The sequence below is a fragment of the Kitasatospora sp. NPDC001660 genome (genome assembly GCF_053596725.1).
Map to the genome: position 1 here is coordinate 50,537 of NZ_JBSFGU010000034.1, position 16,468 is coordinate 67,004.

General features: G+C 74.2%; 14 protein-coding genes. 9 read left to right on the forward strand and 5 right to left on the reverse strand.

Annotated features, from left to right (window positions below):
- Positions 1 to 58: 58 nt before the first annotated feature.
- Both ACWCXH_RS28865 and ACWCXH_RS28870 read right to left on the reverse strand, forming a co-directional pair.
- Positions 59 to 751, reverse strand: coding sequence for a thiol:disulfide interchange protein DsbA/DsbL (locus ACWCXH_RS28865; protein WP_449804407.1), 693 nt, complete (start codon positions 749 to 751; stop codon positions 59 to 61).
- Between the two features lie 215 nt (positions 752 to 966).
- Positions 967 to 2,334, reverse strand: coding sequence for a glycosyltransferase (locus ACWCXH_RS28870; protein ID WP_449804408.1), 1,368 nt, complete (start codon positions 2,332 to 2,334; stop codon positions 967 to 969).
- 309 nt (positions 2,335 to 2,643) lie between these two features.
- Between ACWCXH_RS28870 and ACWCXH_RS28875 the strand changes: the two genes are divergently transcribed.
- From ACWCXH_RS28875 to ACWCXH_RS28900, 6 genes are all read left to right on the forward strand, one after another.
- Positions 2,644 to 3,765 carry a glycosyltransferase family 4 protein gene (locus ACWCXH_RS28875; protein ID WP_449804409.1) on the forward strand — a complete coding sequence of 374 codons (1,122 nt, stop codon included), beginning with the start codon at positions 2,644 to 2,646 and terminating at the stop codon, positions 3,763 to 3,765.
- 299 nt (positions 3,766 to 4,064) lie between these two features.
- Positions 4,065 to 4,514, forward strand: a complete 450-nt coding sequence (gene mscL / locus ACWCXH_RS28880) for a large conductance mechanosensitive channel protein MscL (protein ID WP_449804410.1) — start codon at positions 4,065 to 4,067, stop codon at positions 4,512 to 4,514.
- 376 nt (positions 4,515 to 4,890) lie between these two features.
- Positions 4,891 to 5,673, forward strand: coding sequence for a DUF6643 family protein (locus ACWCXH_RS28885; RefSeq protein WP_449804411.1), 783 nt, complete (start codon positions 4,891 to 4,893; stop codon positions 5,671 to 5,673).
- 354 nt (positions 5,674 to 6,027) lie between these two features.
- Positions 6,028 to 6,906: an MOSC domain-containing protein gene (locus ACWCXH_RS28890; RefSeq protein ID WP_449804412.1), complete on the forward strand. Its 879-nt coding sequence runs from the start codon at positions 6,028 to 6,030 to the stop codon at positions 6,904 to 6,906.
- Positions 6,907 to 7,173: 267 nt separating this feature from the next.
- Positions 7,174 to 9,660, forward strand: coding sequence for a right-handed parallel beta-helix repeat-containing protein (locus ACWCXH_RS28895; protein ID WP_449804413.1), 2,487 nt, complete (start codon positions 7,174 to 7,176; stop codon positions 9,658 to 9,660).
- A gap of 94 nt (positions 9,661 to 9,754) precedes the next feature.
- The gene (locus tag ACWCXH_RS28900) at positions 9,755 to 10,105 is read left to right on the forward strand and encodes a DUF6191 domain-containing protein (RefSeq protein WP_449804414.1); all 351 of its coding nucleotides are present in this window, start codon (positions 9,755 to 9,757) and stop codon (positions 10,103 to 10,105) included.
- A gap of 51 nt (positions 10,106 to 10,156) precedes the next feature.
- On the opposite strand, the gene ACWCXH_RS28905 is transcribed toward ACWCXH_RS28900, so the two are convergent.
- The gene (locus tag ACWCXH_RS28905; RefSeq protein ID WP_449804415.1) at positions 10,157 to 11,299 is read right to left on the reverse strand and encodes a PLP-dependent cysteine synthase family protein; all 1,143 of its coding nucleotides are present in this window, start codon (positions 11,297 to 11,299) and stop codon (positions 10,157 to 10,159) included.
- A gap of 138 nt (positions 11,300 to 11,437) precedes the next feature.
- The gene (locus ACWCXH_RS28910) at positions 11,438 to 12,616 is read right to left on the reverse strand and encodes an ROK family protein (RefSeq protein ID WP_449804434.1); all 1,179 of its coding nucleotides are present in this window, start codon (positions 12,614 to 12,616) and stop codon (positions 11,438 to 11,440) included.
- Positions 12,617 to 12,732: 116 nt separating this feature from the next.
- Between ACWCXH_RS28910 and ACWCXH_RS28915 the strand changes: the two genes are divergently transcribed.
- The gene (locus ACWCXH_RS28915) at positions 12,733 to 13,959 is read left to right on the forward strand and encodes an MFS transporter (protein WP_449804416.1); all 1,227 of its coding nucleotides are present in this window, start codon (positions 12,733 to 12,735) and stop codon (positions 13,957 to 13,959) included.
- Positions 13,960 to 14,083: 124 nt separating this feature from the next.
- Positions 14,084 to 14,710 (forward strand): HutD/Ves family protein, encoded by a 627-nt coding sequence (locus ACWCXH_RS28920; protein ID WP_449804417.1) that lies wholly within the window; start codon positions 14,084 to 14,086, stop codon positions 14,708 to 14,710.
- A gap of 15 nt (positions 14,711 to 14,725) precedes the next feature.
- On the opposite strand, the gene ACWCXH_RS28925 is transcribed toward ACWCXH_RS28920, so the two are convergent.
- Positions 14,726 to 15,481 carry an acyltransferase gene (locus tag ACWCXH_RS28925; RefSeq protein ID WP_449804418.1) on the reverse strand — a complete coding sequence of 252 codons (756 nt, stop codon included), beginning with the start codon at positions 15,479 to 15,481 and terminating at the stop codon, positions 14,726 to 14,728.
- A 192-nt stretch (positions 15,482 to 15,673) separates the two neighbouring features.
- Here ACWCXH_RS28925 and ACWCXH_RS28930 point away from each other — a divergent pair, with 192 nt between their 5' ends.
- The gene (locus tag ACWCXH_RS28930) at positions 15,674 to 16,435 is read left to right on the forward strand and encodes a maleylpyruvate isomerase family mycothiol-dependent enzyme (RefSeq protein ID WP_449804419.1); all 762 of its coding nucleotides are present in this window, start codon (positions 15,674 to 15,676) and stop codon (positions 16,433 to 16,435) included.
- Positions 16,436 to 16,468 lie beyond the last annotated feature (33 nt).

The window sequence follows — 16,468 nt, forward strand, 5'->3', positions numbered from 1 at the left end:
GGGATCGCACGCCCTGCCGGACCTGATCGCGCATCACCGGCCCGGCGGGACGCGGACATCAGTGTTGGCGCAGCTGCTCCTGCTGGACGAGGTAGTCCAGCACCTCGGGCATCGCGTCGACGCCTCCCGCCCTGGTCGGCGAGGTGCGGTACTCGCCCTGGACGACCACCGTGGGCAGCTCGTTGACGCCGTAGCGAACGAACTGCACGGCCGCATCGTCGACCGACTGCGCCACCTCGGCGGAGCGGTAGGCCTGACGGAACTGCTGCGGGTCGACGCCGTGGTAGGCGGCCCAGTCGGTGGCGGCGGCCTCGGTGGTGAGATCGGCCCGGTCCTCGCGCACCGAGCGGAACGCGCTCACCTGCAGGCGCTCGACCAGGCCGAGGCGCTCCAGCGTGTAGTACAGGCGGGCGTGGCTGCGCTGCACGTCTTCATCGGGGCTACCCTGCCAGATCGCCGGCACGCGCCGCAGGACGACGTCCGCATGATGCTTCTCCGCCCAGGCCTGGAGCGGCTGTTCGAGCTGCTGCGAGTGGCTGCAGTCGTACCAGAAGAATTCGACCGCCTCGGTGCGAGTGGCCTCGCGCACCGGCTGCGGGTGGTCGAGCCTGACGTACTGGACACCCTCGGCGGGCTGGTGGTGGATGGCCGCGCCGGCCTGGACGGGCGACGCGGCGATCCCGGCGGCGACCACGAGCAGGACGGTGGACCTCAGCAGCGCCCTCGACCTCGCGGGCTTCGCAGGCTTCACGGGACTCACAGGCGTGTCGGACTTCGCAGGATTCACACCGGGAAGTGTGGCCGTGACGGTTCGTTACCGGCGAGTCGTCGCGGGGCGGGTGGGCCGGATTCGCCCGTTCGGCGCAGCGGCGCGTGCGAGCCCGTGACGTCGGCCCGGCGGCGCGGGTGCGCGTGGCGGTGGGGGCAGACAACCAACAGATGACAGATAACAGATGTTGAAATATGTCATCTGTCATCTGTTCGCCGTCGCCTGTCTCCCGACCCCGCCCGGCTCTCCGCCCACACCTCGGAGACCAGCCGCTGCCAGGCGTCCACGACCGCGCCGAGCTCGAAGTGCGCCAGCGCGTACTCCCGGGCTGCCGCGCCGAGGCCCGCGCGGTTGCAGGCCAGCACCTTGGCCAGCGCCTCCGCGAGGGCGAGCGGATCCCCCGGGGCGACGAGCGCGCCGGTCGCGCCGTCCCGGACCACCTCGCGCACCCACCCCACGTCCGTGGCCACCGCCGGCACCCCGGCCAGCGCCGCCTCGATGAGCGCGCCGGGCACACCCTCGCTGTCGCTCGTCAGCAGCACCGCGTCAGCGGCCCGGTAGAGCGGGACGGGATCGGGCAGCGCGCCGAGGAAGTGGGCCCGGGCGGCGGCCGGGTGGCGGGCCAGGACCGTGCGGAGCGGCCCGTCCCCGGCGACGGCGAGGCGGACGTCCGGCAGCCGGTCGAGCACGTCGAGGGCGAGGTCGAGCCGCTTCTCCGGGGCGATAGCGCCGATCCAGGCCACCAGCAGGACGTCCGCGGGCAGGCCGAGCGCGTGCCGGGCGGCGCGCCGCTCGTCGTTCCCCTCGGCAGGCGGATAGCTCTCGGCCGCACGGGAGTTGGGGATGACCCGCACCTTGCCGTCGGGCAGCCGGAAGTGTTCTTCCAGGACGGCCCTGGCCTCGTCGGTGAGGGTGGTGACGGCCGCGGCCCGGTGCAGGAGGGCACCGCCGCGAACCCGGCGCAGCGCCGTCCCCGTCCAGTAGCGGGGGTGGCCGACGGACACGTAGACGAACGGCGTCCGGGTGCCGGCCAGGGCGAGGGCGCAGGCGGCGAGCGTGTCGGAGCCGTGGGCGAGGACGACGTCGGCGGCGCGGGCGGCGGAGCGCAGGGCAAGCAGCGTGGAGGGGTGCAGCCGGCGGGGGCCGAGGACGGTCGCGGTGCGCGCGCCGGGAGCGTCAGGCGCGAAGGGCGAGTACTGCGAAGGAAGGAACGAGGGCGAGGTCGGCGCATACGGATGGTCGGGCGCCTCGGGCTCGCAGGCCGGCCGGGGTACGTACGGTCGGGCGCCGGGCGGTATCGCACGCGCCTCGGGGCGTCGGTCCGGGCGGCCGCCCGGTTGCTGTTCGGCGCGCCGCCCCGACCACCGGCGCGGGGAGGAGCGGGAGCCGGGGTTCGGTGCGAGGGCCATCAGGGCGGAGGACTGGCCCCGCCGGCGCATCTCGTGATGGAGGTCCCGGGCGAAGTTCTGGGCTCCGCTGCGGCGCGAATCGCTGATCAGGTGCAGGATGCGGGGGCGGGTTTCGGCCGGGTCGTCGGCCGACGTATCGCAGGTGTCGTCGGGCATGGCACCGACCTTGGCACAGCGTCACGCGCGCGACAGCCCCTTCGCACCACCCGGCGGTGGTCCGCGCGCCCGCGTGGGTACCCCCGGCGTGCGCTGGTCGACTGCGGTCGTGCGCCGGATGCGACCGCCGTGCGCCCCGGCTCGCCCCGCCGTCCTCCTCGGGCCGCCGCGTGTGGTGTTCCCCTCGCGCGTAATCCCTGGCGGGCTGCGCGGGCCACCTGCGATGCTGATCGGCAGTCAGGGCGCGTTCGGCACGGGAGAACGGACGCACCCGGTGAAGGGCGGGGGTGGCCTGTGCATGTGCTTCAGGTGATCGACAGCGTCAGCCGGCTCGGCGCGGCGGGGCGGGCCCTGGTCGCGATGACGCCCCAACTGGTGCGCGCGGGCGTCAGTCTGGACGTCGCCTACCTCCACGACGCACCGGGGGGCTGTCAGCCCGAGCTCACCGAGGCGGGCGCCGCGGTGTTCGCCGTCGGCCGCCCCGGCCGGACCGCCACCGCGGCCGCGCTGCACCGGCTGATCCGCGAGCGCCGCCCCGACCTCGTCCACACCACCCGCCACGCCGAGGCCCACCGCTCCGACCTGCTCGCGCGCGCCGCCGCCCTGGCCGCCCGGACGCCGGTGGTGTCCAGCCTGGCCGATCCGCCGTCCGGCCCCGCGGGGATGGCCGGGCTCGGCCCGTCCCAGGCGCTGGACGCCGCGACCGCCCGGGGCACCCGCCGCTTCCACGCGCTCACCCGGCACGTCGCCGTGACAACGGCGAAACGCCTCCGGGTTCCCCGGCAGCGGATCGACGTCGTCCCGCGCGGACGCGACCCGGAACTGCTCGGCACCGCGACCCCCGAGCGCCGGGCCGCCGTGCGCGCGGCGCTGGCCCTCCCCGGGGACGTGCCCGTCGTGCTCGCCGCCGCGGGCCAGTACCACCGCAAGGGCCTGGACGTGCTGCTCGACGCCTGGCCGGCGATCCGGCGCGCGGAGCCGGAGGCCGTCCTGCTGCTCGCGGGCGCCGAGGGGCCGGAGACGGCGCGGCTGCGCGCGCTCGCCGACGCCGCCGGGAACGTCCGCTTCCTCGGGCCGCGCGAGGACGTCGCCGATCTGATGGCCGCCGCCGACGCGGTCGCCGTGCCCGCACGTCGGGACGGCCAGGGCGGTGCGGCGATCGAGGCGATGGGCGTCGGGGTGCCGCTGGTCTGCACGGACCTGCCCGGCCTGCGCGAGACGGTCGGTTCGGAGGACTACGCCCGGCTGGTCCCGCAGGAACGGCCGGCCGACCTCGCGGCGGCGATCGCCGACACGCTGACGGACCGGTCGGCGGCCCGCACACGGGCGAAGGCGGCCCGGGCGCGTTTCCTCACCTCGTTCACGCTGCATCAAGTGTCCGGCCAGATGGTCGAGTTCTACGAACGCTCACTGCGCCTGCGGCCAGTGTGAGGCACGAGGGCACTGGGGCACCGGGGCCACCGCATGAACCGGGGCACGTATGAACCGGGGGCACGCATGAACCCGGGACACCCGACGCACCCGGGGGCACGGACGGCTCCGCCCACGGGATCGCCCTGTACGCAAAGGGCCCGCGCGCCGGCTGCATACGACCCGCGCCTGACCGGGGCCGGTTACGCGGATCGGGTGAACGCGGCTGGACCTCGGCCCCGACCGGTCGGCAGGATGTCCGGCCGGGGGGCTGCCGTGCACCCTATCTCCCCCTTCCCCGTGAGGATTTGGAGTACTCGGTGTTCAAGGGATTCCGCAGCTTCCTGCTGCGCGGAAACGTAGTGGATCTCGCGGTCGGCATCGTGATCGGCGCGGCCTTCACCGCCGTCGTCACCGGGTTCGTGACCGCCTTCCTCACCCCGCTCGCCGGGGTCGCGACCGGTGCCGTCGGCGACTTCACCCAGAAGACCTTCGATGTCGCGGGCACCCGCTTCCCGTACGGAGTCTTCGTCAACGCGCTGATCAGCTTCGTCCTGATCGCCGCCGTCATCTACTTCGCCGTGGTGGTGCCGGTCGGCAAGCTCCAGGCCCGCTTCGAGGCGGGCAAGCCGGCGCCGGCGGCCAAGGTCGACTGCCCGGAGTGCCTGAGCCCGATCCCGGCCGCGGCACGCCGCTGCTCGTTCTGCACCTCCGAGGTCGGCGGCCGCCCCGGCCTCCCGACGCAGAGCCAGGCGCTGCGGTCGCACTGACGCTGCGCACCGCCGCGCCCTGCCCCGTACAAGTCGGCCCGCACGGGCGCTGACGGGGACTTTATCCCCGAAACATTCACGAGCCCCGCCGCACCGTCGACAGGGGCTCGAACGCGCCCGCGCACGCCCTGTCCGTAAAGGTTTCTCCGCCAGGTCCTCGACCCGTCACCAGCCAGTCACCGCAAGGCGTCGCGGGTCGCGCGTCCGGGCGCTGTTCGATCACTGACGGCGTGTCGAGACTGTCCGGAACTGAACGCCGATATGTCCGTTATTCTCACTTTCGAAACCTTTGTGCGAGCGAAGACTGTGTAAACACTCGAACTGCTCCCCCTCCCGCTCTCCTCAGCAGGCGCATTGTGGGCTTACCGTATGCCCCATGACCTCGCCCCGCTCCTACGACGGAGTCGGCTACCCCTCTCCGTCCTTCTCCTCCGGCACGCCGATTTACGACAGCCTTGTCGCCGAACGCGGTGTCCCGCAGATCGCCCCCATCAATGTGCCGGCCGCCCTGCCGCCGGCCCTGTCGTCCGGGTACGGATCAGGCCTCGGCCCGTCCTACGACAGCCGGTACGGCTCCGGCTACGAGAGCGCCGCCTCCAACCTCCCCGCCCTGCCGCCGGCCCGCCTCGCCCTCGGCCCCGGCCCGAGCAGCGCCCCCTCCGCCGGCCCCGCCACGGCGTACATCCCGGTCCAGTCCGCGCCGGCGTACGCCTCCGCGCCCCAGCCACCCGTCCCCGGCTACGCCGGCCAGCAGGCGTACCAGCGGCCGCAGCCGCCGGCCGCCGGCTTCGCCCAGACCGCGAGCGGCGGCTACCAGCCGACCGGCGGCCAGAGCTTCGGCGGCCAGAACACCTTCGTCGGCGGCCAGGGCGGCCAGCAGTCCTTCGGCGCCCAGCCGATCGGCGGCCCGGGCGCGTTCGGCCCCGGCCAGCCCGGCGGCCAGCAGCACGGCGGCCAGCAGGGCTTCAACGGTCCGGGCCAGGCCGGCCCCGGTTTCCCGGGCCAGGCCGGCGACCAGTCCTTCGGCGGCGGCCAGCTGCGCCCGGCCATGGCCCCGGTCGCGCCCGTGCGCCCGATGCAACCGCAGCGCCCGGGCCCGTACGGCGAGCCCGGCCAGTTCCAGCAGGGCGGCTACCAGCCGCAGGGCCAGGGCTACTGAGCCGCTGCCCCAGGGCCGACCCCCACGCGGCCCACACCCGCACCACCTGAGCACCACCCGGCGACCCCTGAACGCCGGGCGAACGGAGAAACGGGTCATCCACGGACCGCCCGGAACGCCCCCCACGGCGTCCAGGCGGTCCGTGCGCATAAGCGGGCACTTTCACGGGGACGGCGGGCACTTCCATGGTGACGCGGACGCCTTCACCAGGACGCGCGCAGAACGCACATGAACGCCAACGGGCGCAGGGAGCGCACACGGGGACGCGTCCGCAGGCGTCGGAGCGCACTCGCGGAGTTCCGCGCACGCACGGGGGCGTCCGACCAGCGCGATCGCGGCTGGCAGGATGGAGGGATGCAGCTCTCCGGACTCCACGTCTACCCCGTCAAGTCCATGTACCGCGTGAGCCCCGACAGCGCCCCCGTCGAACCCTGGGGCCTCGCCGGAGACCGCCGCTGGATGCTCACCGATCCCACCGGGCGGTTCGTCAGCCAGCGCGAGAACCCCGCCCTCGGTCAGATCCGCACCGGCCTCGGCGCGGGCGGAGCGCTCACCCTCACCGCCCCCGGCGGCGCCCGGACCGAGATCGCCGCCCCCGCCGTCGCGACCGGCGACCCACTCGCCGAGGTCGAGGTCTGGGGCACCCGCTTCCGCGCCGCCGAGGCGTCCAAGGAGGCGAACGAGTGGATCGCCGAGCACCTCGGCGAGTACCGCCTGGTGCACCTGGACGACCCGCACGCCCGGCCCGTCGACCCGGAGTACAGCGAGCCCGGTGACACCGTCTCGATGGCCGACGGGTTCCCGCTGCTGCTCGCCACCACCGCCTCGCTCGCCCGCCTCAACGAGCTCGTCGCCGCCGCGCACCCGGACGGCCACGAGACGCTGCCGATGGAACGTTTCCGACCCAACGTCGTGGTCGACGGCTCCGAACCGTGGGCCGAGGACGGCTGGCGCCGGATCCGGATCGGCGAACTGAACTTCCGGGTCGTCAAGCCCTGCGGCCGCTGCGTCGTCACCACCACCGACCAGGAGAGCGGCGAACGGCGCGGCCCCGAACCGCTGCGCACCCTCGCCAAACACCACCGGCTGCGCAAGCAGGCCGCGTTCGGCATGAACCTCATCCCCGAGCGGCCGGCCGGAGTCACCGGCGACGTCCTCGGCACGCTGCGGCTCGGCGACGAGGTCGAGGTGCTGGAGGACGGGAAGGAGTGGCCGGTCGACTCGCGCGACTGAGCGGAGCACGGCCGAGCACGGCCGAACACGGGCCTAACGCGCTCCTGCGCGCGACACACGACCCCCACTCCGGAACCAGGACTGTGTGCGCTCGTTGAAACCCGTGGGCGGAACATGTGGTGAAGACGGAGCCGCCGGTGCCCGCGCGTTCGCGGGCACCGGCTGGAGCACCCCCGCGGGCGCGCTACGGTGGGCGGACGGCCCGCGCACCCCGCGCGCACGGCCCGATGATCGCCGGCTCGACGAAGGTGGGGACGACAGACCGTCATGGCTGAGCACAGGGTCCGGGTCACCCAGGACAGCGCATCCCGCTGGCGGCGCCGCGCGGGCGAGTACGACACGCTCGCAGAGGCCCTCGCCGCCGCCGAACCGGGCGACACCGTGACCGTCCGGCCCGGCACCTTCCGCGAGAACGTGCTGCTCGACAAGCCCGTGACGATCGTCCCGGCGCAGGGCCCCGGCACCGTCCGGATCGACCCGCCCTCCGGCGTGCCGCTGACCGTCACCGCCGCCGCGACCGTCCGCGACCTCGTCGTCGAGGGCGGCGACAGCTCCGCCCCGGCCGTCCTCGTCACCGGCCCGCAGGCCACGCCCGCCTTCAGCGGCTGCCGGGTGGAGAGCCGCTCCGCCAGCGGGTTCGAGATCACCGGCGGCGCCCGCCCCACCCTGCGCGGCTGCGTCGTCGCCAACCCCGGCGGCCTCGGCCTGCGGCTGCGCGGCGAGGGCACCGCAGCCGCGTTCGAGGACTGCGAGGTCTCCGCCGCCGCCCAGGCCGGACTGGTCGTCCTCGGCGGCGCCGCCGCCGCCCTCGAACGCTGCCGCGTGCACCACACCGCCGGCGCCGGCGTCCTGCTCTCCGACCCCGGCAGCGCCGCCGAGTTGACCGGCTGCGAGATCTACGAGATCCGTGGCAGCGGCGTCCAGGCCGAGGCACAGGCCGCCGGTCGGCTCGTCGACTGCGAGATCCACCGCGTCACCGGCAACGGCCTGACCCTCGACGGCGAGGCCGAACTCACGCTCACCGGCTGCCGCGTCCACGACCTGCCCGAGAACGGCGCCGACCTGCGCGGCCGCGCCCGGCTCTCCCTCTCCCAGAGCACCATCCGCGACTTCGGGCGCGGCGCGCTCTCCGTCTGGGACCAGGGCACCGCGGCCGTCGCCGAGTCCAGCCAGATCCACGGCTCCACCGGCGAGTACCCGGCGCTGTGGGTCAGCGACGGCGCCCGGCTCACCCTCACCGACTGCGCCCTGCACGACCTGCCCGACGCGCTGTTCATCCTCGACCGCGACTCAGCCGCCACCGCCGACCGCTGCTCGTTCAGCCGGATCCGCAGCTCGGCGGTGTCGGTCAGCGGCGGCGCCGAGGTGACGCTGAGCGCCTGCCGGGTCCAGGAGGCCGGAACCGGGCTCTGGTTCCGCGACCACGGCAGCGGCGGGGTGCTCACCGACTGCGAGATCTCCGACGTCGCCACCGGCGTCATCGTCACCAAGGGCGCCGACCCGGTGCTGCGCGCCTGCACCGTCCGTGCCAGCACCGACGCCGGGGTGTACGTCTCGGCCCAGGGGCGCGGCTCCTTCGAGGACTGCCGGGTGTCGCACGGCAAGGGCTTCGGCTTCCACATCATCGACGGCTGCCGCAGTCACCTCGTCCGCTGCCGGGCCGAGCAGAACGAGCGGGCCGGCTTCGAGTTCTCCGAGCCGGGGCCGGTCGCGGAGGGCTGCACCTCGGACGACGTCGGTCCGGCCGCGGGGACGGCCTCCGGGGCCGCCTTCGGGACGGCATCCGCAACCGCATTCGGAACGGCTTCCGGGGCGTCCTGCGCGGCGCCCTCCGGGGCGCCGGACGTGCCCGCCCCGCGCTCCGCCCAACTGGCCTCGGCGGTAACGGCGTTGGCCCCGCCGGCCACCATCCCCGACATCGCACCGATCCCCGACTGCCGCCCCGCCGAGGAGGCGCTCGCCGAACTCGACTCGCTGGTGGGCCTCGCCACCGTGAAGCAGGAGGTGCGCACCCTCATCGACCTGATCTCGGTCGGCCGGCGCCGCCGCCAGGCCGGACTCAAGGCGCCCTCGCTGCGCCGGCACCTCGTCTTCACCGGAGCCCCCGGCACCGGCAAGACCACCGTCGCCCGCCTCTACGGCGAGATCCTCGCCTCGCTCGGCGTGCTCCAGCGCGGACACCTCGTCGAGGTCGCCCGCGTCGACCTCGTCGGCGAGCACATCGGCTCCACCGCGATCCGCACCGCCGCCGCCTTCGACCGCGCGCGCGGCGGCGTCCTCTTCATCGACGAGGCGTACGCGCTCGCACCCGAGGACGGCGCCCGCGACTTCGGGCGGGAGGCCATCGACACCCTGGTCAAGCTGATGGAGGACCACCGGGACGAGGTCGTCGTCATCGTCGCCGGCTACACCGCCGAGATGGAGCGCTTCCTCTGCGCCAACCCCGGTGTCTCGTCCCGCTTCTCACGAACCGTCAGCTTTCCCGATTACACGGCCGACGAACTACTGGAGATCGCCCGGGCACAGTGCGCCGAGCACGAGTACGCGCTCACCGAGGCCACCGAGGACGCGCTGCTGCGCCACTTCGCCACGATCGAGCGCGGGCCCAACTTCGGCAACGGGCGCACGGCCCGGCAGGTCTTCGAGACGATGGTCGAACGGCACGCGATGCGCGTCGCCCAGCTGGCCGATCCGTCGACCGAGGAACTCCAACTCCTCGTCCCGGCCGACCTCCCGGCGGCGCGGGCATCCTGACGGAACGCCATCCGCCTGTCCGGGTGGGCACTTTCCCCGAACGGCGGTGGGCGCGGGATGGAACTCGCGAGTACGGCACGCCGTTGAGGGTTGCATGAGCATCCTTCTGACGGGCGCGACAGGTGGATTGCCGCTGCCGGCGGCGCTGGTGGTCGTGTTCTTCCTCGGCGCCGCGGTGCGGCGGTTGAGGGCCCGCCCGGCGGACGGACCCGCGCGAGGCGCGGGGGCGACGGCCACCGAGGAACTGCACGCGCTGCTCTACCCGGGCAAGCGCGCGCAGTTGGAGCAGCGCCGGGTCGAGCTGGTGCTGCAGGACGAGGAACACGACGGCGCTCCGAAGCGTACCGGGATCGACCTCGCCGGAGGACGGGCGGTGATCCGGCAGGGCGGGGAGCGCGGCGAGACCGATGGGCCCGGGCGCCGACAAGCAACAACTGACAGCTGACAGCTTTCGAAATCTGTTATCTGTCAGCTGTCAGCTGCTCGCCCTACGCCGTCACCCCGCCCAGGCCCCGCCCGCCAGGAACGACTCCAGGGCGGCCCGGTACGGGGCGATGTCGATCCGCTCGCCGGCCAGCCAGTCGTCGGAGTAGTACTTGTCCAGGTAGCGGTCACCCGGGTCGCAGATCAGACTGACGACGCTGCCGTGCTGACCGGCCTCCCGCATCTCGGCGACGATCTTCAGCGCGCTCCACAGCCCCGTCCCGGTGGACGCACCCGCCTTCTTCCCCAGCACCTGCTCCAGCATCCGCACCGCCGCGATCGAGGCGGCGTCCGGCACCTTCATCATCCGGTCGATCGCGCCGGGCACGAAGCTGGGCTCCATCCGGGGCCGCCCGATGCCCTCGATCCGCGAGCCGCTCGCGCACACCGCGTCCGGGTCGTGGTCCACCCAGCCGTCGAAGAAGCAGGAGTTCTCCGGGTCCGCGACGCAGATCCGGGTGTCGTACTGCATGTAGTGCACGTACCGGGCGATGGTCGCCGAGGTGCCGCCCGTCCCGGCGGTCGCGACGACCCAGGCCGGCTCCGGGTGCGGCTCCAGGCGCAGCTGGGCGAAGACGGACTCGGCGATGTTGTTGTTGCCGCGCCAGTCGGTGGCGCGCTCGGCGTAGGTGAACTGGTCCATGTAGTGGCCGCCGGTCTCCTCGGCGAGCCGCGCGGAGACCTCGTACACCTCGTCCGACCGCTCGACCAGGTGGCACTCGCCGCCGTGGAACTCGATCAGGTCGATCTTGGCCTGGCTGGTGCTCTTGGCCATCACCGCGATGAACGGCACCCCGACGAGCTGCGCGAAGTACGCCTCGGAGACGGCCGTGGAGCCGCTGGACGCCTCGATCACCGGCTTGCCCGGGCGGATCCAGCCGTTGCAGAGCCCGTAGAGGAAGAGTGAGCGGGCGAGGCGGTGCTTGAGCGAGCCGGTCGGGTGGGTCGACTCGTCCTTGAGGTAGAGGTCGATCCCCCACTCGGCCGGCAGCGGGAAGTACAGCAGGTGGGTGTCGGCGGAGCGGTTGGCGTCGGCCTGGACCTTGCGCACCGCCTCCTTGAGCCAGGCCCGGTAGTCCGCGTCGGAGCGGTCGACGTCGCCGGTCGGCTCGATGCCGTGGCCGGTGCCCGGTATGGCGCCCAGCTCGGTGCTCATGGTCACTCTCCTCGTCTTGACCCCCCTCTCCTCACTACGAGTATATGAGAGTCACGATAAGTAACCATTTTCGGAGCACCAGCTTCCGCTTATCGCTGCCACTTCCCGGTCGTCCGACCCGCTCGCCGGAGACCGTCCTCAGCCCACCTGCACCGACTGCGGGTCCGCCAGGTACGGCCGCCACGCCAGCTCCGCCGCGCCCGCGAGCGCGCTGTCCGCCAGCTCGGCGCCGACGATCGGCACCCGCCCGCTGCGTCCCCACAGGCAGCGTTCGGCAACCACCGCGCGCAGCCGCTCTGGCGCCGCCTCCAACAGGTCGAGGTGGAGACCGCTGAGCACGACCCGGTCCGGGTTCAGGATGTTGGCGACGCCGGCCAGCCCGAGCCCGAGGCGGTCGATGACGTGCTCGACCGCCGCCCGTGCCCGCTCGTCGGCGGCCGCGGCCCGGCACAGGTCGCGCGCCTGGTCGAGCACCGGGCGACCCGGCTCCGGGGTGAGCCCGGCGGCGGCGAACAGCGCGTCGGGATCGGTCTCCGTGTTGAGGCAGCCCCGGTTGCCGCACACGCAGGGCCGGCCCTGCGGATCCACGGTGAGGTGGCCGACCTCCAGGGCGAGCCCGGCACTGCCGGTGTGCAGCCGCCCGTCGATGACCAGCGCGCCGCCGACGCCACTGTGCCCGGAGGTGACCAGGAGCAGGTGACGGGCGCCGCGCCCGGCGCCGTGCCGGTACTCGGCGAGCGCGGCGAGGTTGGCGTCGTTGGCGATGGCGGTGGGCAGCGGGTCGAGCGCGTGCGGGCCGTGGTCGGCACGGTCGACCTCGACGTCGTACAGGTCCGCCACCGGCGTGCCGCTCGGCCAGGCGAAGTGCAGGGCGGCGAGCGCGGTGCCGTCCGGCTCGGTGACCGGATTGGGCAGCGCGAGCGCGGCGCCGAGACAGCGCCGGCCGGTGGCGCGGGCGAGCTCGGCGCCCGCCTGGGCGACGGCGCGCAACATCCGGACCGGGTCGGTGGCGGCGGGCAGCGGCAGGTGGACGGGCGGGTCGAGCAGCCCGCCGAGCCCGGCCAGGGTGACGCTCAGCCCGTCGGCGTGGATCTGCCCCGCGATCACGACCGGCCCCTCCGGGTCGATCGCGAGCCGGTGCGAGGGCCGACCGCGTCCGCCGCCGGCCGGGCGGGAGTCGACGGTGATCAGGCCCAGCGCCTCCAGCTCGGCCGTGACGGCGCCGGCGGTGGCCCGGGTGACGTCCAGCGCCCGGGTGAGTGCGGAACGGGTGGGCGTCTGGCCGGTGTGGATGAGCGAGAGCGCGGGGCCGAGCAGCGTCCGACCGCGATCGGGGGCGGCACGGCGGTGGGCGTCGCGCCGCGCCTCGGAGTCGGCCCCGGGGCCCGGTTTCGGACTTGATGACGAGAGCTGCACGACCCTATTGTGACTTTGTGTCGCTTCGAAACAAAATCCATGCCTCTGCCCCCACCGATCAGAACACCCATCAGTCTCGCAGCACACCCCCCGCGGCGGACACCCCCTGGAGCCCCGCGCGCCTCGCACTGACCGCGTTCTTCGCCGTCGACGGCTTCCTCTTCGCCACCTGGGTGGTCCGGATCCCGGACGTCCGCAGCCAGGTCAGCGCCTCGCACAGCGCCCTCGGACTCGCCCTGCTCTGCCTGTCGATCGGCGCCGTCCTCACCATGCCGCTGGTCGGCCGACTCTGCCTGCGGTACGGCTCCCGGCCGGTCACCGTCGGCTCGCTCGCCCTGCTCAGCCTCGCCGTTCCGCTGCCCGCACACACCCACTCGGTGGCCGCGCTCGGCGGCGTCCTGCTGCTCTTCGGCGCCGGGTACGGGGGTGCGAACGTCGCCATGAACAGTGCCGCCGTCGACCTGGTCGCGCAACTCCGACGGCCCGTCATGCCCAGCTTCCACGCCGGATACAGCCTCGGCGGACTGGTCGGCGCGGGCGTCGGCGGACTCCTCGCCGGCACCCTGAGCGCCGCCTGGACGCTCACCCTCGGCGGGCTGCTCGGCCTCGCGATCACCGTGGCGGCGGGCGTCGTCCTGCTGCGCGGCCCGGGCGTGCCGCAGGTCGCCGGCGGAAGCAGCGCGAACGCGTCCGGCGGCGCCGCCCCGCGCGCCGGGCTGGTCGTGGTGATGCTCGGCCTCACCGCCCTGTGCACCGCGTACGGCGAGGGCGCGATCGCCGACTGGACGACGCTCCACCTCACCGACGACGTGCACGCGAGCGCCGGGACGGCCGCCGCGGGCTACGCGGCGTACGCGTTCGCGATGACCAGCGGGCGGGTCGGCGGCACCTGGCTGTCCATCAGGCTCGGCCAGACCCGGCTGATGCTCCTGGGTGGCCTCACCGCGGCGGCCGGCATGCTGGTCGCCGCGCTCGCGCCGTCGGTGCCGCTCGCCATCGGCGGATTCGTCCTGGTCGGCCTCGGCCTGGCCAACCTGTTCCCGCTCGCCATCGCCCGGGCGGGCGCGGCCGGCGGTCCGCAGGGCGTCGCGCTCGCGTCGACGCTCGGATACGGCGGAATGTTGATCGGGCCGGTGGTCATCGGCTTCCTCGCCGACGCGGCCGGCCTCCCGCTCGCCCTCACCACCGTCGCGGTCGCGGCGGCGACAGGGGCGTTCCTGCCGCTGGCGGTGCACCGGCGCTGACGACGGACAACGGACGGCTGGCAGATGGCAGCAAACGGATAACAGGCAACAGATTTCAACATCTGTCATCTGTTCGCTGTCATCTGTCTACCTGCCAGCCGCCCGCGGTGGCATCATGCCGCCCATGACAACCACCGGGCGGATCCAGACACTCCGGGCGAGCGAGCGCCCGGCCACGGCATGGCTCAACGGGGGCGGGGTGACCCGGGAGGTCGCCGGCTTTCCCGCCGGGGCCGGGCTGGACGCCTTCGACTGGCGGGTCAGCCTCGCGGACGTCGCCACCGCCGGCCCCTTCTCCCCGTTCCCCGGCATCGACCGGGTGATCACCCTGGTCGAGGGCCCCGGGATGGTGCTCACGGTGGACGGCACCGAGTGCCGGATCGACGCGCCCTACCGACCGTTCGCCTTCCCGGGCGACGCCACCACGGACTGCCGCCTGCTCGCCGGCCCGGTGGTCGACTTCAACGTGATGACCCGTCGCGGGAAGGCCACCGCCGAGGTCGGTCTCGTGACCGCGTCCGCGTCCGCCGACGTCCCGCCGGGCGGCTCCGTCGTCGTGGTCTGCCTCGCCGGTTCCGCCACCCTCGACACCACGACCGCTACCGCCGGCACCACCACCGCCCCCGGCACCACCGCCCCCGGCACCACCGGCCTCGCCCGCTACGACGCCGCCCTGCTCGACCACCCCGGCACGCTCCGGCTCCAGGTCGACGGCGTCACCGCCGTCATCACCTTCCGCCCGGTCGCCTGACGCGCGGGGCCCGGCTCAGGCCGACTCGCCCGGCAGCCGCAGGTCCCACCCCACCAGGGCGCGCAGCTGCTCCGCCGTCACACCGTCCGGGACGGGCTGCGGCGGGTCGTGACGCAGCGGCGGCTGCCAGCCCTCCTCGGGCGTCCAGCGGCGCACGACCTTGGCCGGCGCACCCGCGACGACGCTGTGGTCGGGCACCTCGCCGCGCACCACCGCGCCCGCCGCCACCACCACGTTCCGACCGATCCGGGCGCCCGGAAGGATCACCGCGCCGGTGCCGATCCAGCTGCCCGAGCCGATCTCGACCGGCTCGTTGCGCGGCCACTGCTTGCCGATCGGCAGGTCGGTGGCGCGGTACTCGTGCGCCTGGTCGGAGATGTAGACGCCGGGCCCGGTCCACACGTCGTCGCCGAGGACGATCGACTGGTGCCCGACGATGTGGCTGTCGCGGCCTATCACGCAGCCGCCGCCGATCCGCACGATCGGTTCGGGCCCGAGGTCGAGGCCGGGCAGGAAGCCCGCGCTGATGGTGACCCGTTCCCCGATGATCGAGAACGGCCCGATGGTGATCCACCGCTCGTTGAACACCGCCCCGAGCGGGAACGCGAGCGTCGTCCCGTCCCCCAACTCCCCGAACTGGTACGGGCCGGGGCTCTGGTTGCTGACCGCACCGGTCCGCTGCACCCAGCGCCAGCCCCGGTGGACAAGGCGTCCGGCGGCACGCCTGCCACCGGCCCGGACGGCGGAGAGGAGGGAACGGGTTTTCGACATGCGCTCACGTTACCGGCCCGTAGGGTTCGTCCGGCCGCCGGGCGGCCAACATCACACCGACCCCGCGCCCCACACCCGCCCCACGCGCACGGCCCGGCCTTCGCCCCGGCCATCGCCCCCACAACCGGCGCCTTCGCGCACCCGCCGATCGGCCCGGGTCCGAAAGCCGCCGGCCGTGGAAGACTCCGGGCCATGGAGATCTCCGAGCACATCGACGCGCTCCGCCGCGAAGGCGCTCTGCTGGCCGACGCCGCCGCCCGCGCCGACCTCACCGCCCCCGTCCCGACCTGCCCGGACTGGCAGGTCGCCGACCTCCTGCGACACATCGGCCTGGTCCACCGCTGGGCCGCCGCCCACCCCGCCCGGGGCCTGCGGGAGCCGCTCGACCTGGACGGCGGGGGCGAGCCGGTCGGCCCGGCGCCGTCCGGCGCGGCGCTGCTCGACTGGTACCGCGAGGGCCACGCCGCCCTCGTGGACACCCTGGTGGCCGCCCCCGCCGACGTGGACTGCTGGTCCTTCCTCCCCGCGCCCAGCCCGCTGGCGTTCTGGGCCCGCCGCCAGGCACACGAGACGGCCATCCACCGCTTCGACGCCGACGCGGCGGCCGGCACCGACGGCCCGCGGGCGGACACCGCGCTCGCCCTGGACGGCGTCGACGAGCTGCTGCGCGGCTTCCTCGTCCGCCCGCGCTCCAGGCTGCGCAGCGAGAAGCCCCGTACGGTCCTGGTCCGGGCCACCGACGGCCCCGGCACCTGGCGGGTGACGATCAGCCAGGAACCGCCGGCCGTGACCACGGACGAACCCGCCGAAGCCGATCTCACCATCACCGGCCCCGCCCATGAGCTGTACCTGCTGCTCTGGAACCGACTCCCGGCCGAGCACGCCGAAGCCACCACCTCCACCGGGGACGAGAGCCTGCTGCGCCTCTGGCGGGAGACGGCCGCCGTGCGCTGAGGGCCGCACGCGCGAAGCCCGTCGGCCCGCCGC